17 protein-coding genes and 1 other annotated feature (1 of these 18 running past the window's edge) are annotated in these 18,647 nt (G+C 44.2%); of the genes, 10 read left to right on the top strand and 7 right to left on the bottom strand.

What is annotated here, in order from left to right; all coding sequences use genetic code 11:
• Positions 1-67: 67 nt before the first annotated feature.
• The 4 genes from AB1K89_RS04040 to helD all read left to right on the top strand — a co-directional run bounded on the left by AB1K89_RS04040 (position 68) and on the right by helD (position 6,104).
• Positions 68-1,180 (top strand): mandelate racemase/muconate lactonizing enzyme family protein, encoded by a 1,113-nt coding sequence (locus AB1K89_RS04040; RefSeq protein WP_413053510.1) that lies wholly within the window; start codon positions 68-70, stop codon positions 1,178-1,180.
• Positions 1,177-1,860, top strand: coding sequence for a GNAT family protein (locus AB1K89_RS04035; RefSeq protein WP_413053509.1), 684 nt, complete (start codon positions 1,177-1,179; stop codon positions 1,858-1,860). Before AB1K89_RS04040 ends, AB1K89_RS04035 begins: the two co-directional genes overlap by 4 nt.
• Positions 1,861-2,000: 140 nt before the next feature.
• Complete coding sequence (locus AB1K89_RS04030; RefSeq protein WP_413053508.1) at positions 2,001-3,689, top strand: methyl-accepting chemotaxis protein; 1,689 nt, start codon at positions 2,001-2,003, stop codon at positions 3,687-3,689.
• A 177-nt stretch (positions 3,690-3,866) separates the two neighbouring features.
• Positions 3,867-6,104: an RNA polymerase recycling motor HelD gene (gene helD / locus AB1K89_RS04025; protein ID WP_413053507.1), complete on the top strand. Its 2,238-nt coding sequence runs from the start codon at positions 3,867-3,869 to the stop codon at positions 6,102-6,104.
• Between the two features lie 68 nt (positions 6,105-6,172).
• Here helD and AB1K89_RS04020 read toward each other — a convergent pair whose 3' ends face one another.
• Positions 6,173-7,627, bottom strand: coding sequence for an alanine/glycine:cation symporter family protein (locus tag AB1K89_RS04020; protein WP_413053506.1), 1,455 nt, complete (start codon positions 7,625-7,627; stop codon positions 6,173-6,175).
• A 142-nt stretch (positions 7,628-7,769) separates the two neighbouring features.
• Here AB1K89_RS04020 and AB1K89_RS04015 point away from each other — a divergent pair, with 142 nt between their 5' ends.
• From AB1K89_RS04015 to AB1K89_RS04005, 3 genes are all read left to right on the top strand, one after another.
• On the top strand, positions 7,770-8,207 hold the full coding sequence (locus AB1K89_RS04015; RefSeq protein WP_413053505.1) for a GNAT family N-acetyltransferase: 438 nt from the start codon (positions 7,770-7,772) through the stop codon (positions 8,205-8,207).
• Positions 8,208-8,226: 19 nt separating this feature from the next.
• Positions 8,227-8,619, top strand: coding sequence for a hypothetical protein (locus AB1K89_RS04010; RefSeq protein WP_413053504.1), 393 nt, complete (start codon positions 8,227-8,229; stop codon positions 8,617-8,619).
• Positions 8,620-8,715: 96 nt separating this feature from the next.
• A complete protein-coding gene (locus AB1K89_RS04005) occupies positions 8,716-9,450 on the top strand; it encodes a sulfite exporter TauE/SafE family protein (protein WP_413053503.1) in 735 nt (244 codons plus the stop codon).
• A gap of 90 nt (positions 9,451-9,540) precedes the next feature.
• Here AB1K89_RS04005 and AB1K89_RS04000 read toward each other — a convergent pair whose 3' ends face one another.
• From AB1K89_RS04000 to AB1K89_RS03990, 3 genes are all read right to left on the bottom strand, one after another.
• Positions 9,541-9,726 (bottom strand): H-type small acid-soluble spore protein, encoded by a 186-nt coding sequence (locus AB1K89_RS04000; RefSeq protein ID WP_060206206.1) that lies wholly within the window; start codon positions 9,724-9,726, stop codon positions 9,541-9,543.
• Positions 9,727-9,795: 69 nt separating this feature from the next.
• Entirely contained in the window at positions 9,796-10,497 is a 702-nt protein-coding gene (locus AB1K89_RS03995; RefSeq protein WP_413053502.1) for a DUF421 domain-containing protein, read from the bottom strand.
• A 108-nt stretch (positions 10,498-10,605) separates the two neighbouring features.
• Positions 10,606-10,911: a DUF3243 domain-containing protein gene (locus tag AB1K89_RS03990; RefSeq protein WP_413053501.1), complete on the bottom strand. Its 306-nt coding sequence runs from the start codon at positions 10,909-10,911 to the stop codon at positions 10,606-10,608.
• 275 nt (positions 10,912-11,186) lie between these two features.
• Between AB1K89_RS03990 and corA the strand changes: the two genes are divergently transcribed.
• Positions 11,187-12,149, top strand: a complete 963-nt coding sequence (gene corA, locus AB1K89_RS03985; RefSeq protein WP_413053500.1) for a magnesium/cobalt transporter CorA — start codon at positions 11,187-11,189, stop codon at positions 12,147-12,149.
• Between the two features lie 19 nt (positions 12,150-12,168).
• Here corA and thpR read toward each other — a convergent pair whose 3' ends face one another.
• On the bottom strand, positions 12,169-12,726 hold the full coding sequence (gene thpR / locus AB1K89_RS03980; protein WP_413053499.1) for an RNA 2',3'-cyclic phosphodiesterase: 558 nt from the start codon (positions 12,724-12,726) through the stop codon (positions 12,169-12,171).
• 139 nt (positions 12,727-12,865) lie between these two features.
• Between thpR and AB1K89_RS03975 the strand changes: the two genes are divergently transcribed.
• Both AB1K89_RS03975 and AB1K89_RS03970 read left to right on the top strand, forming a co-directional pair.
• On the top strand, positions 12,866-14,914 hold the full coding sequence (locus AB1K89_RS03975) for a catalase (RefSeq protein WP_413053498.1): 2,049 nt from the start codon (positions 12,866-12,868) through the stop codon (positions 14,912-14,914).
• Between the two features lie 68 nt (positions 14,915-14,982).
• On the top strand, positions 14,983-15,777 hold the full coding sequence (locus AB1K89_RS03970) for an HAD family hydrolase (protein ID WP_413053497.1): 795 nt from the start codon (positions 14,983-14,985) through the stop codon (positions 15,775-15,777).
• 46 nt (positions 15,778-15,823) lie between these two features.
• Here AB1K89_RS03970 and serA read toward each other — a convergent pair whose 3' ends face one another.
• Both serA and AB1K89_RS03960 read right to left on the bottom strand, forming a co-directional pair.
• Positions 15,824-17,410, bottom strand: a complete 1,587-nt coding sequence (serA, locus tag AB1K89_RS03965; RefSeq protein ID WP_413053496.1) for a phosphoglycerate dehydrogenase — start codon at positions 17,408-17,410, stop codon at positions 15,824-15,826.
• Positions 17,407-18,570, bottom strand: coding sequence for a pyridoxal-phosphate-dependent aminotransferase family protein (locus AB1K89_RS03960; protein WP_413053495.1), 1,164 nt, complete (start codon positions 18,568-18,570; stop codon positions 17,407-17,409). The genes serA and AB1K89_RS03960 overlap by 4 nt, the downstream gene beginning before the upstream one ends.
• Before the next feature lie 52 nt (positions 18,571-18,622).
• Positions 18,623-18,647, bottom strand: a binding site (T-box leader) (it continues 196 nt past the right edge of the window).

The raw sequence follows: 18,647 nt of genomic DNA, 5'->3' as shown, positions 1-18,647 counted from the left end.
TAGCGACTATTTAACGACAGTGATACAATAATTATAGCCGATTCCCAATAAGAAAGGAAAGATATTAATGAAAATTTTGGAAATAGAGATTTTTGCGATTCACTTGCCTTTAAGAGAGCCATTCATAATAAGCTATGCAACATATGATTACATGCCTTCGATCATCGTTAAACTAACGACGGACACCGGCCATATCGGATATGGGGAGGCAGTGGCGGATGAGCATGTCACCGGTGAAAGTTGGGAAAGTACATATTCAGTCTTAAAAAATACACTAGCGCCGAAGCTGGTCGGGATGAATCCTGCTCAAATGGAAAAGATCCACGAGCGTATGGACGCAGAAATTTACGGGGTGCCGTCAGCGAAAGCTGCTATAGACATTGCTTGTTACGACGCGGTCGGAAAAGCGTTGGGCATTCCCGTTTATGATTTGTTGGGCGGAAGGTATCACGATGAATTCCCGATCACGCACGTACTCAGCATTGGAACACCTGAACATATGGCCGAAGAAGCGGAACAGCGCGTTCAAGAGGGCTATCGTTCTTTGAAAATGAAAGTCGGAACGGACGTGTGGGATGATGTAAAACGAATCCGGGCGGTCCGTGAGCGGGTAGGGGAGTCGATCGCCATCCGTATCGATGTGAATCAAGGATGGGTGAACAGCTCGACTACATTACAAGCATTAAAGAAACTTGAAGATTGCTCACTCGATTGGCTGGAGCAACCTGTAAAAGCGGATGACATCGATGCAATGGTGGAAATCAAGTCGAAAACATCCGTGCCAGTCATGATTGACGAAGGGCTGCGAGGGATTCGTGAAATGAGGGAGATCATCGCCAAGCGCGCCGCAGATAAAGTGAACATCAAATTGATGAAATGTGGCGGCATCTATCCGGCGATGAAGCTTGCCCATATGGCGGAGATGGCTGGAATGGAATGCCAGGTCGGTTCAATGGTCGAATCTTCCGTCGGCTCAGCGGCAGGATTCCATGTCGCTTTTTCAAAAAAGATTATGACGAGTGTTGAATTGACAGGGCCATTGAAATTTAGCGAAGACATTGGAAACTTGCAGTATGACGTTCCGTTCATCCGCTTAACGGAAAAACCAGGACTCGGCGTCGATGTTGACGAAGCTGTATTGGATAAACTGACTCTCTTCTCCGAGAAGGTGATTGGATGAAAATAGAGATGATCTTGAGAAATGGCCAATCAGTCACCATTAGGAGCCTTGCCGAAAATGATCTCGAGGAAATTATGGATTTGCAGGAGAAAGTGATTGCCTCATTGACGGTCACTTCTTTTTTGCAACCGCTATCCGAAGAGGAATTCAGCTTTATCTTGAACGGCAATGGATCAATGATCGGTGCATTCCACGCAGACCGTCTCATCGCATTCAGGGCAATGCTCGAACCTGAAATTGACGAGCATCATTTAGGGAAAGATGCTGGCTTGCCTGATTCAGAATTGCCGTCTGTGCTATATTCTGAAATAACAAATGTGGATCCCGAGTATAGAGGTAACAGCCTACAACGAATTCTTGGCGAAATCCTAATGGAAAATGTCGATACAGAACGCCATCGTTATGTGTTCACAACTGTTGCCCCATTCAACATCGCAAGTCTGAAGGATAAATTCGCTCTAGGCATGCACATCATTTCATTGGAAAAGAAATATGGAAATCTTTTGCGCTACACATTAATGAAAGATCTACGTGCCCCAGAAAAATTAGGAAACCTCAACGTCGTCGTGGACATGTCGGATGTGATGGAGCAGCAATCCTTATTAAATGATGGATGGATCGGCGTCGGCCTGGAAGAGGATGATGGGACGTGGAAAGTGAAATTCCAAAAAAACAAATGAACAGGAACCGTATAGAGTGTATTTGCTCTATACGGTTTTTGTGAATAAAGACTGTTTTTAACATTCTATATGACTAGGACTATACGATTAATAAGTAGTAGTTTATAATGGTGCTAGGTTATTCATATAGGAGGAAAACAATGAGGTATTCAGTAAGTAAAAAGTTATGGACAGGCTTCTTATCCTTATTACTCTTAATGATCACTGCAGGAATTTTAAATTACTTAGCCATTCCATATGTGAGTGATGAGTATAAATCATTTATTGACGACCGGATGGAAAAAGTAATTTTGATTGAACAGCTAACAACCGATCAAACTGAGCTTTCAAATGATCTGCGAGGCTATTTACTATATAAAGAAACGAAGTATCTCAAAAATCGCAGCGAATTGCTTGAATCAGTTGAAGAAAAATTGAAGACGATGAATGCAACCTTCCAATCAGAGAGAAGCGCAGAATTGCTAAAAGAATTAACTGTAGCAACAACGCAGTACCGAACTTTATCTGAAGAAGCACTCACATCTTTTAATAATGGAAGAGATGAGGAAGCGCTTATTTTAGCGGAAGAAGCGGAGCCTTATCAGGCAAATATTATGTTAAATGCAGATAGGTTGATTCGGTACCAACGTGAGCAGATGCTTGAGGCTGAAGATAGAATTGAACAAAGTATAAAAACGACTGGTCTTTACATTATTGGAGTTCTCGGCCTTGTCACTATTTTGAGTATGATCATCGCTTATATGATTAGCAAAAACATAACTCGGCCTGTCGGAAAAATGACGAAAGCATTAAAGGAGCTTGCCCAAGGGAATTTTGCAACGGAGCCATTGCTTATTAAAAATCGAGATGAAATCGGTGAAATGGCGACAGCTCTCAATGAAATGAAGGCAGATTTACGAAGTATCATTACCAACACAAGAGATTCATCGCGCCAGTTAGCTTCACAGGCCGAACAGTTGACGGCAAGCGCAGAGGAAAGTCTTGCCGCTTCCGAAATGGTCGCTGAAATCGCTGAAAAGAATTTATTATCAAGCGATATGCAAGTGAATCTCGTACATGATTCAACAAAAGCAATGAATGCAATGGCTAACGGTATCAATCAAATTACAAATGACAATGAAGCAATGCTTGGTTCTTCAGATGAGGTATCCCGATTAGTAGGGGAAGGTGCTGCCCTCATGAAGGATGTAACAGATCAGATGTCTACCATCTCGACATCCATCCGCCAATCCGCTGATATTATAAGCGATTTGTCGGTACATTCGGAGAGCATCCGAAAAGTGACTGGGCTCATTAGGGGCATTGCCGAGCAAACGAATCTCTTAGCTTTGAATGCAGCAATAGAGGCAGCGCGTGCGGGAGAGCATGGCAAAGGCTTTGCTGTTGTAGCCAATGAAGTGAGGAATCTTGCTGAACAATCGAAAGCATCGGCGGAAGAAATCGGCCGAATGATTGACACCATTATTCAAAACGTCTCCTTGGCAGTAGACAGCACGGAAGTCGGTGCGGAACGTGTGAAAGAAGGATTAGGAATTACCGAAAAGACCAACACAGTCTTCCATCAAATCGAATTGGCATCAAACGACGTAAATAAGAAGGTTGAAACTGTCTCAGCAGCCATTGTTCAGATTCGCTCCATGAGTGAGCAAGTGACGGAAGGTGCTGCAAAAGTCCAGGACCTTGCCATGCAAGCGTCAGTGGAAGCACAGTCGACTAGCGCAGCAACAGAAGAACAGTTGGCTTCAAATGAAGAAATTGCTTCAAGTGCGCAAACGCTATCAGAAGTAGCAGAAAAACTGCAAAATGATATGGGACGTTTTACAGTCTAATGAATTCTCTACGCCAAACGCGGCGTGGAGAATTTTCACATGTTCAATTACGATGATTCTGAATAAATGGTATTGCCTAAACTATCTCCTAATGGTACAATCAATTTCTGTTTCATTTCTACCCCAACATCTCACCAAAAGAGCAGGACGCAAAATACGCAAAACGGAGGACTGTATATGCAGAAACATCCCGATTTTGAGTTTGAATTGCAGCGCCTTGACTACACGAAGCACTACATGCAAAGACTCCTGGAAGAGTCGATGCGTGATGTGCAATCCTCGCAAGATGAAATCCGGCATGCAATGGCCGACTTGGATTATTTGGATTCCAGTTTAAGCTACATTAACATTCTGACGAATACCCGATTTTTTGAAATGGCCCGCTCGCAGAAGGAAGGCCTCGAAGCGATCCAGCAGAAGCCTTATTTCGCCCGTATCCATTTCCAGACGGAAGGGGAGAAGGATGAATTCCTCTATATTGGCAAAACGTCCGTCTTCCATCAGGAAACCCAAGATCCGATCATCGTCGACTGGCGTTCACCCGTCGCCAATGTTTACTATGATGGCAGGCTGGGAGACTTGACGTATAAAGTGCGAGACGAAGAAATCAGCGGACATCTCTTCTCGAAACGGCAGTATAAAATCGAAGAAGGAGAGCTTATCGACATCCTTGATATCGATTTGACGACGAATGATGAATTGCTTCAGGAAGCTTTGGCAGGGAAAGCGGATGTACGGTTGACTGAAATCGTTTCGACAATCCAAGCCGAGCAGAATGAAATCATCCGAGCGAACCTGAACCAGCCGATCATCGTTCAAGGGGCCGCTGGAAGTGGTAAGACGACGATCGCTCTTCACCGGATCTCCTATTTCCTCTATACGATGGGCACCGACTTCCCTTCGGAGAAGCTGATGATTCTGGCACCGAGCCGCCTGTTCATGGAATATATCGGCGACGTACTCCCTGAGTTAGGCGTGGGACGGATTTGTCAAACTACTTTTGCTGAATATGTACTGGAAGCGACAGGAATAAAGCTGAAATTAGTTGATCCGAATAAAAAGCTGGAGTTGTTGACTGCGATAGATTCCGTGAATGAAGAACATCTTTTCATTGCACGCATGAAAGGAACACTCCACTACCGTGAAATCATGCAAACATACGTGGATAGGCTCGAACAGGAAACAGCGGCACTCTTCGAAGACGTCTATATCGAAAAATACCGGATCATGCGCGCATCTCGTCTGAAGAAATTGTTCCTTGATGACTTCAACTATATGCCTCTTGAGAAAAGGATTGAGCGCATTAAGCTCGTTATGCAGACCGAAGTGAACCGAAAACGGAAACAGCTGTATAAGCTCTTATCCGACAAATATGAAGAAGCACTCGACAAAGCGCTGTACGGCATCCGGGATGAAGAAAAGCGAAAGGCACGAATTACGAGGGTCATGGATGAACGTGACGAACGGCTTCCTTCTATTGAAAAGGAAGGGAAAAAGACGGTATCCTCTTATATGCGCAGATTTAAAAAGTTCAATATTAAAAAACTGTACAGGGATTGGCTTACAAATCCGCAATTACATACTGAACTGGCATGCCACTGGTCCGAAACGGAAAGGGATGCTTTTTTTGCCGCGCACGCTAGTGATTCTTGGGAGACGGAAGACTTGGCTGCCCTTTATTATTTGCATGCCAAGTTGAAAGGTGTGGCGGATGAATGGAAAATGCGCGTCGTATTCATTGATGAAGTGCAGGATTACAGCGAATTCCAGCTTGCGGCATTACAAGACGGACTGGAAACGGATATGTTCACGATGGTTGGGGATCTTGCACAAGGAATCCACAGCTACCGGGCATTGACGTCATGGGAGCCGGTGCGGGAAATGTTTCCACGGGCAACTTACACGACGTTGCAAAAAAGCTACCGGACGACAATTGAGATTATGCAATTAGCGAACAAAGTTCTCGAGCAGATGAAGGAAGATCTGCCGCTCGTAGAACCGGTCGTCCGACACGGCAGGGAACCGGAATTTTATGATATGCCAAACCTCGATACGTCCAAAGTGAGTGAAATCTATGAAGCAATTCTTAGTAGGGGACACCGCTCGATTGCTTTAATATGTAAAACTCGAAAAGAGTCTGAGATGCTTTACAAGCAACTTGAAAAGTCGGGCATGCCTGTCCAATTACTAGGCGAGGATTCCGACATAAACGGCGAATGCCTGCTCATCGTGCCAAGCCACTTATCAAAAGGTCTCGAGTTTGACGCTGTCATTATCGCCGCTTTCGATGAACCATTCCGCGACCATCCAATCGATCGAAAACTGTTATATGTAGCGATGACTAGGCCGATGCATGAGCTCCATCTGCTGTCCGATTCTCTATTGCCGTTGATAACGCAGAAACGCAGAAATTAACGGGTGAAGAATAGCGTTTGCTATTTTTCACCCGTCTCTTTATAAAATGTTCTATTGTACAAATAAAATCACTTTTTACTCTTGTCCTCATAAAACACATTGAAATTCGGGTCGATTGTTCCGATATTCAAATGCCTTGCCTTATAATCCCTTAGCAACTCAAAGAACTTCTTGCTCAAAACCATAATGACAATTAAGTTAATGAACGTCGGAATCGCAGTCGTGATGTCCGCGAAATACCAGACCGCCTTACCAGGCATATCATAATAGACGGCATAGACAACCATGAGTAAGCCCGGAATTGGATAGAGCCATTTATAGAAGAAAATCGTCTTGTTTTTCACTTTGACTTTCTTCTCTCCGCCGAACAGATGGCGCAATATGATTTCGTAATAAGTGTACCAGCCGGTCGTCGTCGTCAAACCGAATAGGAAGACGGACAAGGCGATGATATACCTGCCTGTTTGTCCGATGCCTGCCTCAAAAGCCGATAAAGTGAGTGCCGCTCCGTCAAGACCGGACGACCAGACGCCAGTAATGATAATAGTGAAAGCGGTCATCGAACAGATGACGATTGTATCGATGAATACTTCCATGGCCCCCCACATTCCTTGCTTGATCGGATGATTTGTTTTTGCTGTTGAGTGAATCATCGGTGAAGTTCCCCAGCCGGCTTCATTACTGTATACCGCCCGTGCAACCCCCATCCGAATTACTTGTGCGATGACCGCGCCCGTAAAGCCTCCGACAGCGGCCATTCCTGTAAAGGCACTTTCGAAAATAAGTCCGAAGACGGGAATGATTTGATCGAAATTCTTAAGGATGATGAAGAGCGACGCCAATACATAAAAAATGCTCATGAATGGGATAAGTTTTGACGCAATCTCCCCAATCCGCTTAATGCCCCCATAGATGACCACGTAAATAAGAGTGACGTAAATAAGCGAAGACGGAATCATTCCGATATTGAATGTAGAGCTGACAGCTTCAGAAACCGTATAGTTTTGAAGAGTAATAAAAAACGTAGTAAATATACCGAAACCGAAAAGGATGGCTGGAATCTTCCAATACTTGAACTTCTTCTCCTCACCTAACCCTTTTTCCATATAATACGTCGGTCCGCCGTACGGATTCCCTTTTTCATCCGTCCCTCGATAATGGACAGCTAACGTCACTTCGACCGTCTTTGTCATCATGCCTAAAAGGGCAGTGATCCACATCCAGAAGACAGCACCTGGTCCGCCTACTGCGATGGCCGTTGCCACGCCACCAATATTTCCGACGCCAACACTACCGCCAATCGCTGTACTTACTGCTTGAAACGGGGTTAAGATTCCTTTTGCATTCTCGTCCACGTCTTTCTTAGAAAATAATCTCCCAAATGTAGATTTGAAGATATGCGGCAAATAACTGAACTGGAAAAGCTTGCTCCCGATTGTGAAATAAAGTCCGACGAATAACACTGTGAAAATGAGTGGCAGTCCCCATAACCACCCGACAATTGTTTCTAAAATCTGATCCATTCTATTTCTCCCCCTTTAACCTATTTTACCCCAGTCAGAATCTTTTGCCTATGGTATGAAAGTACAGAAAGAATGATACATAATCTTTAAAATGTGAATAGATTTAATTTATAGTATAATATTGGAAAGGGAGGATATTGCTATGCCACACGTTTACTATTTCTGGGGATTGCCTGATGAAAGAACAATGGATGGGATTTTGCAATTACATAATAAGATTTTTGCTAACGCTGATGAATTTGTAAAAAAGGTTTCAGTAGTGCCGGATGTCCTATTTATCGTTGCGATGGAAGACAATCAAGTAGTCGGTTATAAGATTGGATATAGTCTATCAGCTGACCGCTATTACAGTTGGTACGGGGGAGTTCATGGGGCATACAGGGGAAGAGGGGTTGCCTCCAGGCTTATGCAGCTCCAACATCGTCTCGTCAAGGAATCTGGTTATGAAACAATCGAAACAAAGACAAGAAATAAGTGGAGAGAGATGTTGATATTGAATATCAAATATGGCTTCGATATAACTGAAACATTTACTGACGATGAGGGGATTCATCGAATTATATTGGAAAAAAGGTTGTAGAAAAAAGGGGGAAACAGGCATGAAAAAAGTGTTAACCTTACTCGCTATCATGATGATTTTGACTGGTTGTAGTAAAGAATATTGGGTATGGAACAAGAAAGAAATAGATAAAGAGCCAGGAGTCAGGTCTTATGTTAATTACTTGCAAAAGGAAATGCCGGAGAGAAAAGCTTTTAAACTTATTGATATTGCGGAAGGCAAACAGATGGTTGTTGTTTCAACCGGAACGAATAAACTCGAACTTGAAGTTGTAGACGTTGAAATATTGGATGATGAGACAATCGTTACTGTAAGGGAAGTAGAAGCGGACAGTGAAGAGATTAATCCGTATATTCTAATCGGTCTTGAACGTAAAAACGGCAAGTTGACAGTCGTCAATGAAGAAGGAGAAAAATATGAAATCGGTTTTTAGTTTATAAGTAAATGTTATGCCTTTGTATAATAACTATCGACTTTTCTAATGATTGTTAGGGGAGTATAATAGAATTATACACAGGGGGTGTTCATGATGGAATACATTTCACTCTTTTTCATTGGGGCCATTGCAACGACAATCGGTACATTGGCAGGGGGCGGCGGGCTCATCAGTCTTCCAGCGATGCTGCTGCTCGGCGTTCCAATTCATTCTGCAATCGGTGCGAATAAAGTATCGAACACGGTCAGCTCGTTCTCAAGCTTTCTTGTCCTTTTGAAACATAAACAGATTTCATTACGTGAATCTTTTTGGATTATCCCTGTAAGTCTTGTAGGAGGGGTTAGCGGGGGGTTCATTGCAACAATGCTTTCAGAAGACCATTTATATATATTGGCGATCATTCTTCTATCGTTTGCCTTCATTACATCGTTCATCGGAAAAGGGGATTTCGATGGACAGGAGAAATTGAAATTCAGCAAAGTGAGTGTACCTGGATTGTATGGGATTGGAATTTACGATGGACTATTCGGTCCAGGGCAAGGCACGTTGATGCTTTATTTATTCGGCCATTTGAAAGTGGCTTATATGCGTGCAGTCGCCTACGTCCGTCTTGCAACATTTGCAAGTTGTTTCGGTGCAGCGATTACTTATATTGCAGCAGGGAAAATCATTTGGCCACTTACGCTTATGTTGATGTTGGGGTCAATTACTGGAGCGCAGACAGGGGTACGCATTGCGGAAAAATTGAAACCGAAGTTTGTGAAGCCAATTTTGCGGGTTGTGACAGTCGCGTTGATCTTACAAATTATCGTAGAGAATATCGGTTAACAGCATAAAAACTTCTACGTCGGTAGAGGTTTTTACTTTTTGGAATAGAAAAACGAAGCTGTCCGGAAAATTTCTGGACAGCTTCAATCGTTATTGTCTGTGTTCCTTCAATTCCGAAATCGCAACTTCCGATCTTTCCTCCATCGCTTGGCGCAAATGAACCGTAGCGGTCCGATCATCCTCGTGGACCTTATCAATCCATACAGAAACGCCATTATAACTGACCATGATCTCATCCGGTGACGACACAATCTGACGTGCACGTTGACTATCCAAAATAAATACCTCCATTCAGAAGTTAGACATTATCCCTCATACTATGGGTGAAAAATTGAAAATTACTCCTTACTCATATAGGTAAATCTTGAAGTTATCGCTTCCGTCAACGGTCGCCAATAATATGTCTGAAGCTCGGACATTATAAAGTGTCAATTTGTTCTGCAGCCAATCCATATCTTTGCTTGTACTCTTCAACGTTTCAAAATCAATTCTTCCTTCTTTCACAACTATCGTTGGATAGGAAAATGGATTCGTAACGAGTTGCATAACTTGTGGGGTCAATGCTTGATGCTGAGGGGTAAGGAAGAATGAAATCGTCCCATCGGGTTCCCATAATGCTAATGCTACTTTCTGGATTTCTTCTATTTTTTCCTTTCGTAGTTCTGATAGCAAATGGTCGATTGTAATCCGCGCTTTTTTTAAGTTTGCATACACGATTTCCCCATGCTTGATAAGAGGATAAGGGGACGGTTCCATTATCTTGCGCAACTTCCCCCATTTTAACGTTGCATATACAGAAGAAAGATACAGGATGATCAATACTGTTGTCGTAATTAGTGACCCTTTCATCCCTAAATTTTCATCGGACAAAGGATGGGCTAAAATATTTCCGATAATTAAGGCGATGGTAAAGTCAATTAACCGTAGTTGGGAAATGGATCGCTCGCCCATCAACTTTGACGCGAGTAATAAAAAGAGAAAAGCGATTACTGCACGCAGCACCCATTGAATGGCTGTCAATGTTTCCTGTCCGTAGAAAAAATCCATCCATGCTCACATCCCATAATGCAATCCGAATTCAATGAACAATATTTATGGAAAAGGCTACCACATTTTTAGTGGTAGCTTCTTTACCATTGCCTTTATCGCTGTAAATTAAGCTCTCCTAACCATTTCCAAAAGAAGATGTGAAAGCACGCTCTGTTCTTCTTTAGAGCCGGATTTCCAAAGCTCCATAAGAACTTTTTCTTCGCGGTTACGAGGTTCTTCGTGATTGGCGAGATAACTTGCAACGATCTCAGTCGTTTTCGCAAGCTTTTCATCACTCAAGCCCATTTTCTCACCTAGCTCCACTTTTTCGGAGAGGTACTGTTTGAATCGATTGAAGTTCTCCAGAATTTGATCTTTATCTTCGCCATCAATCTTTGCCAGTTCCTTTTGTACTTTATCTTTCATTTCCATAACAAACACTCCTTTGTCGTTGTACTCATACAGTGCGCTTATCAGTAGTAAAGTAAACATAGAAAAATTTGCATGAAACTAGAAATAGAAACGGCTTGGTAATGATCCAAGCCGTTTTGCCATAATTGTTTGAGCACCTATTGTTTTTGGGGCTTATGTTTACGTTTAACTTTGTCAGATGTAGTATGTGAGTGGAAAATGGTTAAGATACAGGAAGGACAATCATCGAATTCTGGCTAGGGAAAGTTCATTACGAGCGAAAAGAAGGTGGAAACATGATCTGGACAATGGGACTAACGACGGACGATGAATTCATTTACGACTTTCCAGTACAGGAAATCTCCGGTCTCTCTTTACGATGGTACTGGGTTGATTTTGATCAGCCGGATGCGGAAGAAGCCTCATTGCTTCAATCGTTATTCAAGTTCCATCCGTTAGCATTGGAAGATTGTTATGGCCGCATTCAGCGTCCGAAGCTGGATCATTATGAAGGCTATACGTTTTTTGCTTTGCATTCCATCTGTCATGAAGATTTGATTGCTGAAGAAGTGGACCTGTTTTTAGGAGAAAATTTTATCATCTCATTTCATTACACACAATTACAGGAAGTTGACAAGGCAAGAGAGGCAATTATGCAAAATCCTCGGAAGTGGGAACGGGGACATGTCTATGTCATGTATGAAATAATAGACAAAATCGTCGATCAGTACTTTCCGATCCTTTATAATATCGAAGACCATTTGGACGAAATTGAGGAAAAATTATCACCGACAACTGTCCAATTATCGATGGAATATGTATTTGAAGTACGTGGCGATCTGCTGCGTCTCCGAAGGACGATCTATCCGATGAGGGAGTTGTTGTATAGGATGCTCGAATCAAAAAGATTGGATTTTATTCCCCATGAGCATACGTATTTCTCGGATATTTACGATCATCTCATCCGATTGAGTGACATGATCGATTCAAACAGGCAGTTGACTTCGGATATACGCGATAGCCAACTGTCCATCAATTCCAACCAAATGAACAGCGTCATGATGACGCTGACAATCATATCTTCGGTCTTTATTCCGTTAACATTCATCGCTGGTGTTTATGGCATGAATTTTGACCGTATGCCTGAACTCCATTTCCAGTACGGATATCCTGTTGTACTTATCGTGATGCTCATTATAGGAATCGCGATGATTGGTTGGTTTACGTACAAAGGATGGTTCCGGATTAATAAGACATAAATGACGTAATGCGACCCTCTCACTTATTGAGAGGGTTTTTTAATGTAATGGTTTGAACAGCTTCATATTTTGGAGTTTTAGATGGATGAATCCTGAAGAGTGAAAATCCATCGACGTGAAATGGATGTGGTGTGCATGACTCTTTTTGAATGGGAAACTCTCCATTGATCTTGCGCTTTTTTGCAATTGCAATATGAGGAGTGAAGCGTTTATCGGGTTCGATGCCTAACTGATCTGCCCCGATCATGGCAACCGATTGCTGTAAAGCATCGAGCTCGTTCGATTGCTCGACGGACAAATAAACGACTCGTGGACCTTTCGGAGAACCGAAAAAGGAAAGGCCATCCACGATCAGATGGAAATCACTATGTTTGTCCGCTAGCGCAGCGAGACTTTCCTGCAAAGGTTCAACTTGCTGTTCAGGAAGCGCCCCGATAAACAGCAATGTAATATGCAAATCATCCAAGTGCGGAATCGCTTTATAGTTATTCGATAATCGGTATTTTTCTCTGTATTGTTTTACAATCTCTTCAATTGAAGCAGGGGCTTTAATTCCAATAAAATAATGATTATGCATTGTTCGCGCCTCCTCATAAGTATCTCGTCTCCTATTGTAGCCTAATTCTGATTTGGTGAAACATGAGGAAAGTGCCCGGGAGCTTTCAACTTGCATATAAATAGAAATGGTGGCTTAGAAATATTCGGAAGGGGATTTTGTGGAGAAAAATCAAAACCAAAAAAACGCACAGCTAGAACAGTTCCGAGTAAATAACTACGGAAAGAAGCTGACGACGAACCAAGGAGTGAAAGTGTCGGATGATGAAAATTCTTTGAAAGCAGGAGTGCGCGGACCGACATTACTGGAGGATTTTCACCTGCGGGAGAAGCTCACCCATTTCGACCATGAACGGATACCTGAGAGAGTTGTACATGCAAGGGGATTTGCAGCACATGGAGAGTTCGAACTACATCGATCCATGAAGGAATTTACGAAAGCGGGGTTCCTTCAGAATCCGGGCTCAAAAACGCCTGTATTCATCCGGTTTTCAACAGTTGTCGGAAGCAAAGGATCCGCCGATACGGTGAGGGACGTTCGAGGCTTTGCGATAAAGTTCTATACCGAAGAAGGAAACTTCGACCTCGTCGGCAATAATATTCCTATCTTTTTCATACAAGACGCAATCAAGTTTCCGGATATGGTGCACGCCATCAAGCCTGAACCGCATAATGAAATACCGCAAGCATCATCTGCCCATGATACGTTCTGGGATTTTGTCGCAAATAACCAAGAAACGGCCCATATGATCATGTGGCTCATGTCCGATCGGGCCATCCCGAGAAGTTTCAGGATGATGCAAGGATTTGGTGTTCACACGTTCCGCTTTGTCAATGAGGAAGGGATAGCAAAATTCATCAAATTCCACATTAAACCCGTCCTTGGTGTTCATTCGCTAGTCTGGGATGAAGCGCAGAAGATTGCCGGGAAGGATCCGGACTTCCATCGACGTGATTTGTGGGAAAACATTGAGCATGGAAATGTCGTCGAATATGAAATTGGAGTACAAATGATCAATGAGGAAGATGAGTTCATGTTCAACTTCGATATTTTAGATGCGACGAAGATTTGGCCAGAAGAAATCGTTCCCGTCCAGATGTTCGGCAAAATCACATTAAATCGGAATGTAGATAATGTCTTTGCGGAAACGGAACAAGTCGCAATGCATCTCGGCAATATCGTACCAGGCATAGACTTCACGAATGATCCGCTTCTGCAAGGAAGACTTTTTTCATATTTGGATACGCAACTGCTTCGTCTTGGAGGACCGAATTTTGCTGAGATTCCGATCAATCGCCCGATATGTCCGTTCCATAATAATCAACGTGATGGGTTCAGCCGCCAACGAATCGACGTGGGCCAAGTCGCTTACCATAAAAATTCACTCGCAGGGAATACACCTTCCACCTCCACATGGAAAGAGGGAGGCTTTGTCCATTACGCAGAGAAAGTGGAAGGCCGTGTCATTCAGGCTAGAAGCGATTCATTCAAAGACCATTTTTCGCAAGCGCGCCTGTTCTGGAACAGTATGACAAAGCAAGAAAAGAAACATATTACAGATGCATTCATCTTCGAAGTCGGGAAAGTGAAATCTGCGGATGTCAGGCAACAAGTCGTCGATATGTTTGTCAATGTGGATAAGGAATTGGCGACAGTCATAGCCGATGCGGTCGGAGTCAACCGTCCGGAAGGTCAACAAGTCAATGTTTCAGCTGCATCCCCAGCACTCAGCCAAGAGAAGACGCCCAAGTATCCGAATACGCTCAAAGTAGGGGTCATAATTGGCAACGGCTTCAATGGCAGGGAAGTGAAAGCGGTCGTAAAAACGTTAATGAATCATGGAGTTGCTGTCGATATTATCGGCGAGCGTTTAGGCAGCCTCACGGGAGCGGACGGTGTAAAGGTTATGTTGAATGAAACCCTCACCACAACATCACCTGTCCTTTTCGATTCGTTATATATCGTTGGCGGAGAAGCGAAGAATCAGGCGAAATTCGATAAGGATATAGAAGAATTTATCAACGAGGCATATAGACATTATAAGCCGATTGGCATCGCCTCGACAGGGGAAGCCATTTTTAAAAGATCCGATGCGAAGCCGGGCCCGGGCATTGTTATCGCCTCTGCATCTGGGTCCGATTTTCCGATGGACTTTATCCAAGCCATCACTCAACAGCGCTTTTGGGACCGGAATATATACTCCGATTGAAATTGACCGCTCCAATTCCTTCTTGGGGCGGTTTTTTATGTATAATGAAGCAAAGGGGGAGATGACAAATGATTCGTACAATCATTTTCGATTTGGACGACACGCTGTTATGGGATAAGAAAAGCATTGCGACAGCATTCGCTAATACTTGTCAGTACGCGGCAGAAAGATTAAATGCCAATGCAACGGAATTGGAGGCAGCGGTCCGCGAAGCCGCAAGGGAACTTTATGCTACCTATGATACATATGCATTCACTCAAATGATCGGGATCAACCCTTTCGAGGGATTATGGGGCACATTCGACGACCCAGGCGAAGAATTTCAGCAGATGAAGGGAATTATACAAGAGTACCAGCACGATTCGTGGACGAAAGGGCTTGAGAAGCTCGGCATTGTTGACGGCGAGTTTAGTAAGGAACTTGCAGCACGATTCATAGAGGAGCGAAAGAAATCGCCTTTCGTTTACGATGAGACATTTTCGGTCCTGGATCAGTTGAAAGGCAAATATGAACTTGTTCTTTTGACAAACGGATCCCCGTCACTCCAACATACTAAATTGGGAATCACCCCGGAGATGGCCCCTTATTTCAATAAGATTGTCATTTCGGGGGCTTTTGGCAAAGGGAAGCCCGATCCATCCATCTTCGAGCATGTATTGGAGGAAACCGGAACATCTTCAGAAGAGGCACTAATGGTCGGCGACAATTTGATGACAGACATTTTAGGCTCGTCAAAGGTAGGAATGCGCTCCGTCTGGATTAACCGCGAAGAGAAGCCGGAGAATCCGGAAATACAACCGACTTTTGAAATACGCCATTTGGAAGAGCTTTTTCCGATTTTGGACAAGTTGAGAAAAGAGTGAGTTCCCATTAAGGGGACTCACTCTTTTTTAGATTCAATTCATCCATTTATAAATCGATCGCTTTCACTTCATAAATGTCTGCAAGCTGTATCAAGTCGGCGATTTCCTCCTGTGCCACTTGATTGTCGACGGTTAGCATCATGATGGCGTCGCCACCAACTGTCGAACGTCCGACTTGCATTGTTGCGATGTTAATATCCTTCTGTGCTAATAACGTCCCGACGCGCCCGATTGCACCCGGCTGGTCTTTATGTTTAATGAATAGCAAATGTCCTTCCGGTACGACATCGACCGCATAATCATCTACCTTGACGATGCGCGCGCCAAGACCGTTCAGTAAAGTGCCCGCCACGCGATGTGTAAACTTCGCCGTGACGATTTCCGCAGTGATCAAATGAAGGAATCCTTTTCCAGCCGTCGTCTTATGCTCATTCACTTTAATATCGAACCGCTCGGCTAAAAACTTCGCATTGACGTCATTGACATGGCTGCCGAGGTTGCGTTTCAAAATGCCTTTTACCGTATTGCGGGTCAATGCGCGCACATCGTAGTTGGCCAGTTCTCCAGCGAATTTGATATTTACTTCTTCTATCGCTTCGTCGGTCATTCGGGACAGGAAAATCCCGAGCTTTTCAGCCAAGTCGAAGAAAGGTGCGATTTTGGCCAACACTTCTTTCGGGACGGAAGGAAGGTTGACTGGATTTTGCACAGCTTCCCCTTTGAAGAAGTTCACGACGTCCAGGCTGACATCGACCGCTACGCTTTCCTGCGCTTCCACCGTGCTGGCTCCTAGATGCGGTGTTGCAATTACTTCAGGCAGCGTGAGCAGCGGATGGTCGACAAAAGGTTCCGTCTCAAAAACATCGAGGGCTGCACCCGCAACTTTACCTGACACGATTGCTCCGTATAGTGCATCTTCGTCGATGATTCCTCCTCTAGCACAGTTGATGATCTGTACACCATCCTTCATTTTTGCGAAAGCTCCGTCATTCAATAAATGCCTAGTTTCTTTCAATAAAGGTGTATGGATCGTGATGAAATCTGCCGCTTTTAACACATCTTCCACGGTCCCGAAACCGATCCCCATCTTTCGTGCTTTTTCCTCTGTCAGGAATGGGTCATACGCGATGACATTCATCCGTTGCCCCTTCGCACGGGCAGCCACTTCCGCACCGATTCTTCCAAGGCCGATGACACCGAGCGTTTTGTTCTTCAACTCGACACCGATGAACGATTTGCGATCCCAATTGCCGTTCTTCAATGAGTTGAACGCCTGAGGTATTTTCCTCGCCAATGCGGTCAACATTGCAATTGTATGCTCTGCCGCGGAATTGGTATTGCCGTCAGGTGCATTGACGACGATGATGCCATGCTCCGTGGCGGCGTCCAAATCGATATTATCTACTCCAACACCGGCACGTCCGATAATTTTCAAATTGCTCGCAGCTTCAATTACTTCCCGCGTCACTTGGGTCTGACTGCGGACAAGCAAAGCATCGAAGCCTTTGATCCTTTCAAGCAGCTCGTTTTTCGACAAATCGGTGGCAATTGTAATTTCAAACCCATCTGCTTGCCGCAATGGATGGATGCCTTCTTCGCTTAACGGGTCGGCAATCAATATATGATAAGTCATCGGTCATTCTCCCCTTTTTCCAAATAGATTCGTTGAGCTGCTGCCACGCCTCGGCCGAGTTCAATACTTTTTCCGGATTTAATCAGACCAAGTTCGATCATGGCGAGCGTCTGGAGCACATCGGCAGGGGAGCAGTAGCCCATATGTCCGATGCGGAAAATCTTCCCTTTCAACCGCTCTTGTCCGCCTGCAACCGAAAGTCCGAATTCCTTTTTGATCACTTTGCGGAATTCCTCTGCGTCAAAGTCTTCAGGTTGGACGGCGGTGACCGTATCGGAGGCATCTTCATCATTCGTCAATAAAGGGATTCCGAGTGCCCGGAAAGCTTCACGAGTCATTTCCTTCATGAGGGAATGGCGGCCATACACAATCTCAAGCCCTTCCTTGTCCATCATGGCTAGCGCTTGATCGAGCCCAAAAAGAAGGGATAGGGCAGGGGTGAAAGGTGTCGTATCCTTTGCCAGATCATCTCGATACTTCGTTAAATCCAAATAGAAACCGCGGTTCGGATTGGAATGAATGACATCCCATGCACGCTCGCTTACGGCGATGAACATCAGTCCAGCTGGCAGCATGAACGCTTTTTGAGAGCCGGTCACCATAATATCGATGCCCCAATCATCCATTCTCGTTTCCACGCCACCGACACAAGAGACACCATCCACAATGATAAGTGCATCGGATACTTCATTCACTGCTGCTGCCAATTCATGTATCGGATTCATGACGCCTGTCGACGTTTCACAATACGTTGCAAAAACAGCACTTATTTTCGGGAAACTTTGTAGATATTCCTTGATTTCAATAGGGTCAAAGGCTTTCCCCCACTCCACTTCATACGTGTGGACGCGGATTCCATACGCTTCACAAATCTTTACAAAACGGGCACCGAATGCACCTGTTACAATGACAAGCACCTCATCCAGCGGTTTCACAGCATTGACAACAGCCGCTTCCAGTCCGGAAGTTCCGCTTCCCGTAACGATCAATACGTCCTGTTCTGTTCCAAACACTTTTTTTAGACGTGGTTTGATGGAGCGGAGCAACTCTGACGTCTCCTGTCCTCGATGGCCGATCATCGTTTGCGCCATCGCCCGCTGAACACTTGGCGGAATGGGAGTCGGTCCCGGAATTCGTAAATATTGTTGATCTTGCAACATGTCAATCTCCTCCTTGGAATATAAAAAAGCCTTCCGTCCCTTGCAACTATATGCAAGGGGCGAAAAGCTATAAGCTA

This window comes from Sporosarcina pasadenensis (assembly GCF_047228845.1).
In the GTDB taxonomy this organism is placed as follows: Bacteria; Bacillota; Bacilli; order Bacillales_A; family Planococcaceae; genus Sporosarcina.
Note: the sequence above shows the minus strand (reverse complement) of the source record. Positions and strands in the feature narration are given on the sequence as shown.

Coding starts and splice junctions, on each gene's coding strand:
- AB1K89_RS04005 (WP_413053503.1), top strand. CDS start 8,716: ATGGAATACATTTCACTCTTTTTCATTGGGGCCATTGCAACGACAATC.
- AB1K89_RS04035 (WP_413053509.1), top strand. CDS start 1,177: ATGAAAATAGAGATGATCTTGAGAAATGGCCAATCAGTCACCATTAGG.
- corA (WP_413053500.1), top strand. CDS start 11,187: ATGATCTGGACAATGGGACTAACGACGGACGATGAATTCATTTACGAC.
- AB1K89_RS04010 (WP_413053504.1), top strand. CDS start 8,227: ATGAAAAAAGTGTTAACCTTACTCGCTATCATGATGATTTTGACTGGT.
- AB1K89_RS03990 (WP_413053501.1), bottom strand. CDS start 10,911: ATGGAAATGAAAGATAAAGTACAAAAGGAACTGGCAAAGATTGATGGC.
- AB1K89_RS03970 (WP_413053497.1), top strand. CDS start 14,983: ATGATTCGTACAATCATTTTCGATTTGGACGACACGCTGTTATGGGAT.
- thpR (WP_413053499.1), bottom strand. CDS start 12,726: ATGCATAATCATTATTTTATTGGAATTAAAGCCCCTGCTTCAATTGAA.
- AB1K89_RS03995 (WP_413053502.1), bottom strand. CDS start 10,497: ATGGATTTTTTCTACGGACAGGAAACATTGACAGCCATTCAATGGGTG.
- AB1K89_RS04015 (WP_413053505.1), top strand. CDS start 7,770: ATGCCACACGTTTACTATTTCTGGGGATTGCCTGATGAAAGAACAATG.
- AB1K89_RS03960 (WP_413053495.1), bottom strand. CDS start 18,570: ATGTTGCAAGATCAACAATATTTACGAATTCCGGGACCGACTCCCATT.
- serA (WP_413053496.1), bottom strand. CDS start 17,410: ATGACTTATCATATATTGATTGCCGACCCGTTAAGCGAAGAAGGCATC.
- AB1K89_RS04030 (WP_413053508.1), top strand. CDS start 2,001: ATGAGGTATTCAGTAAGTAAAAAGTTATGGACAGGCTTCTTATCCTTA.
- AB1K89_RS04040 (WP_413053510.1), top strand. CDS start 68: ATGAAAATTTTGGAAATAGAGATTTTTGCGATTCACTTGCCTTTAAGA.
- AB1K89_RS04020 (WP_413053506.1), bottom strand. CDS start 7,627: ATGGATCAGATTTTAGAAACAATTGTCGGGTGGTTATGGGGACTGCCA.
- helD (WP_413053507.1), top strand. CDS start 3,867: ATGCAGAAACATCCCGATTTTGAGTTTGAATTGCAGCGCCTTGACTAC.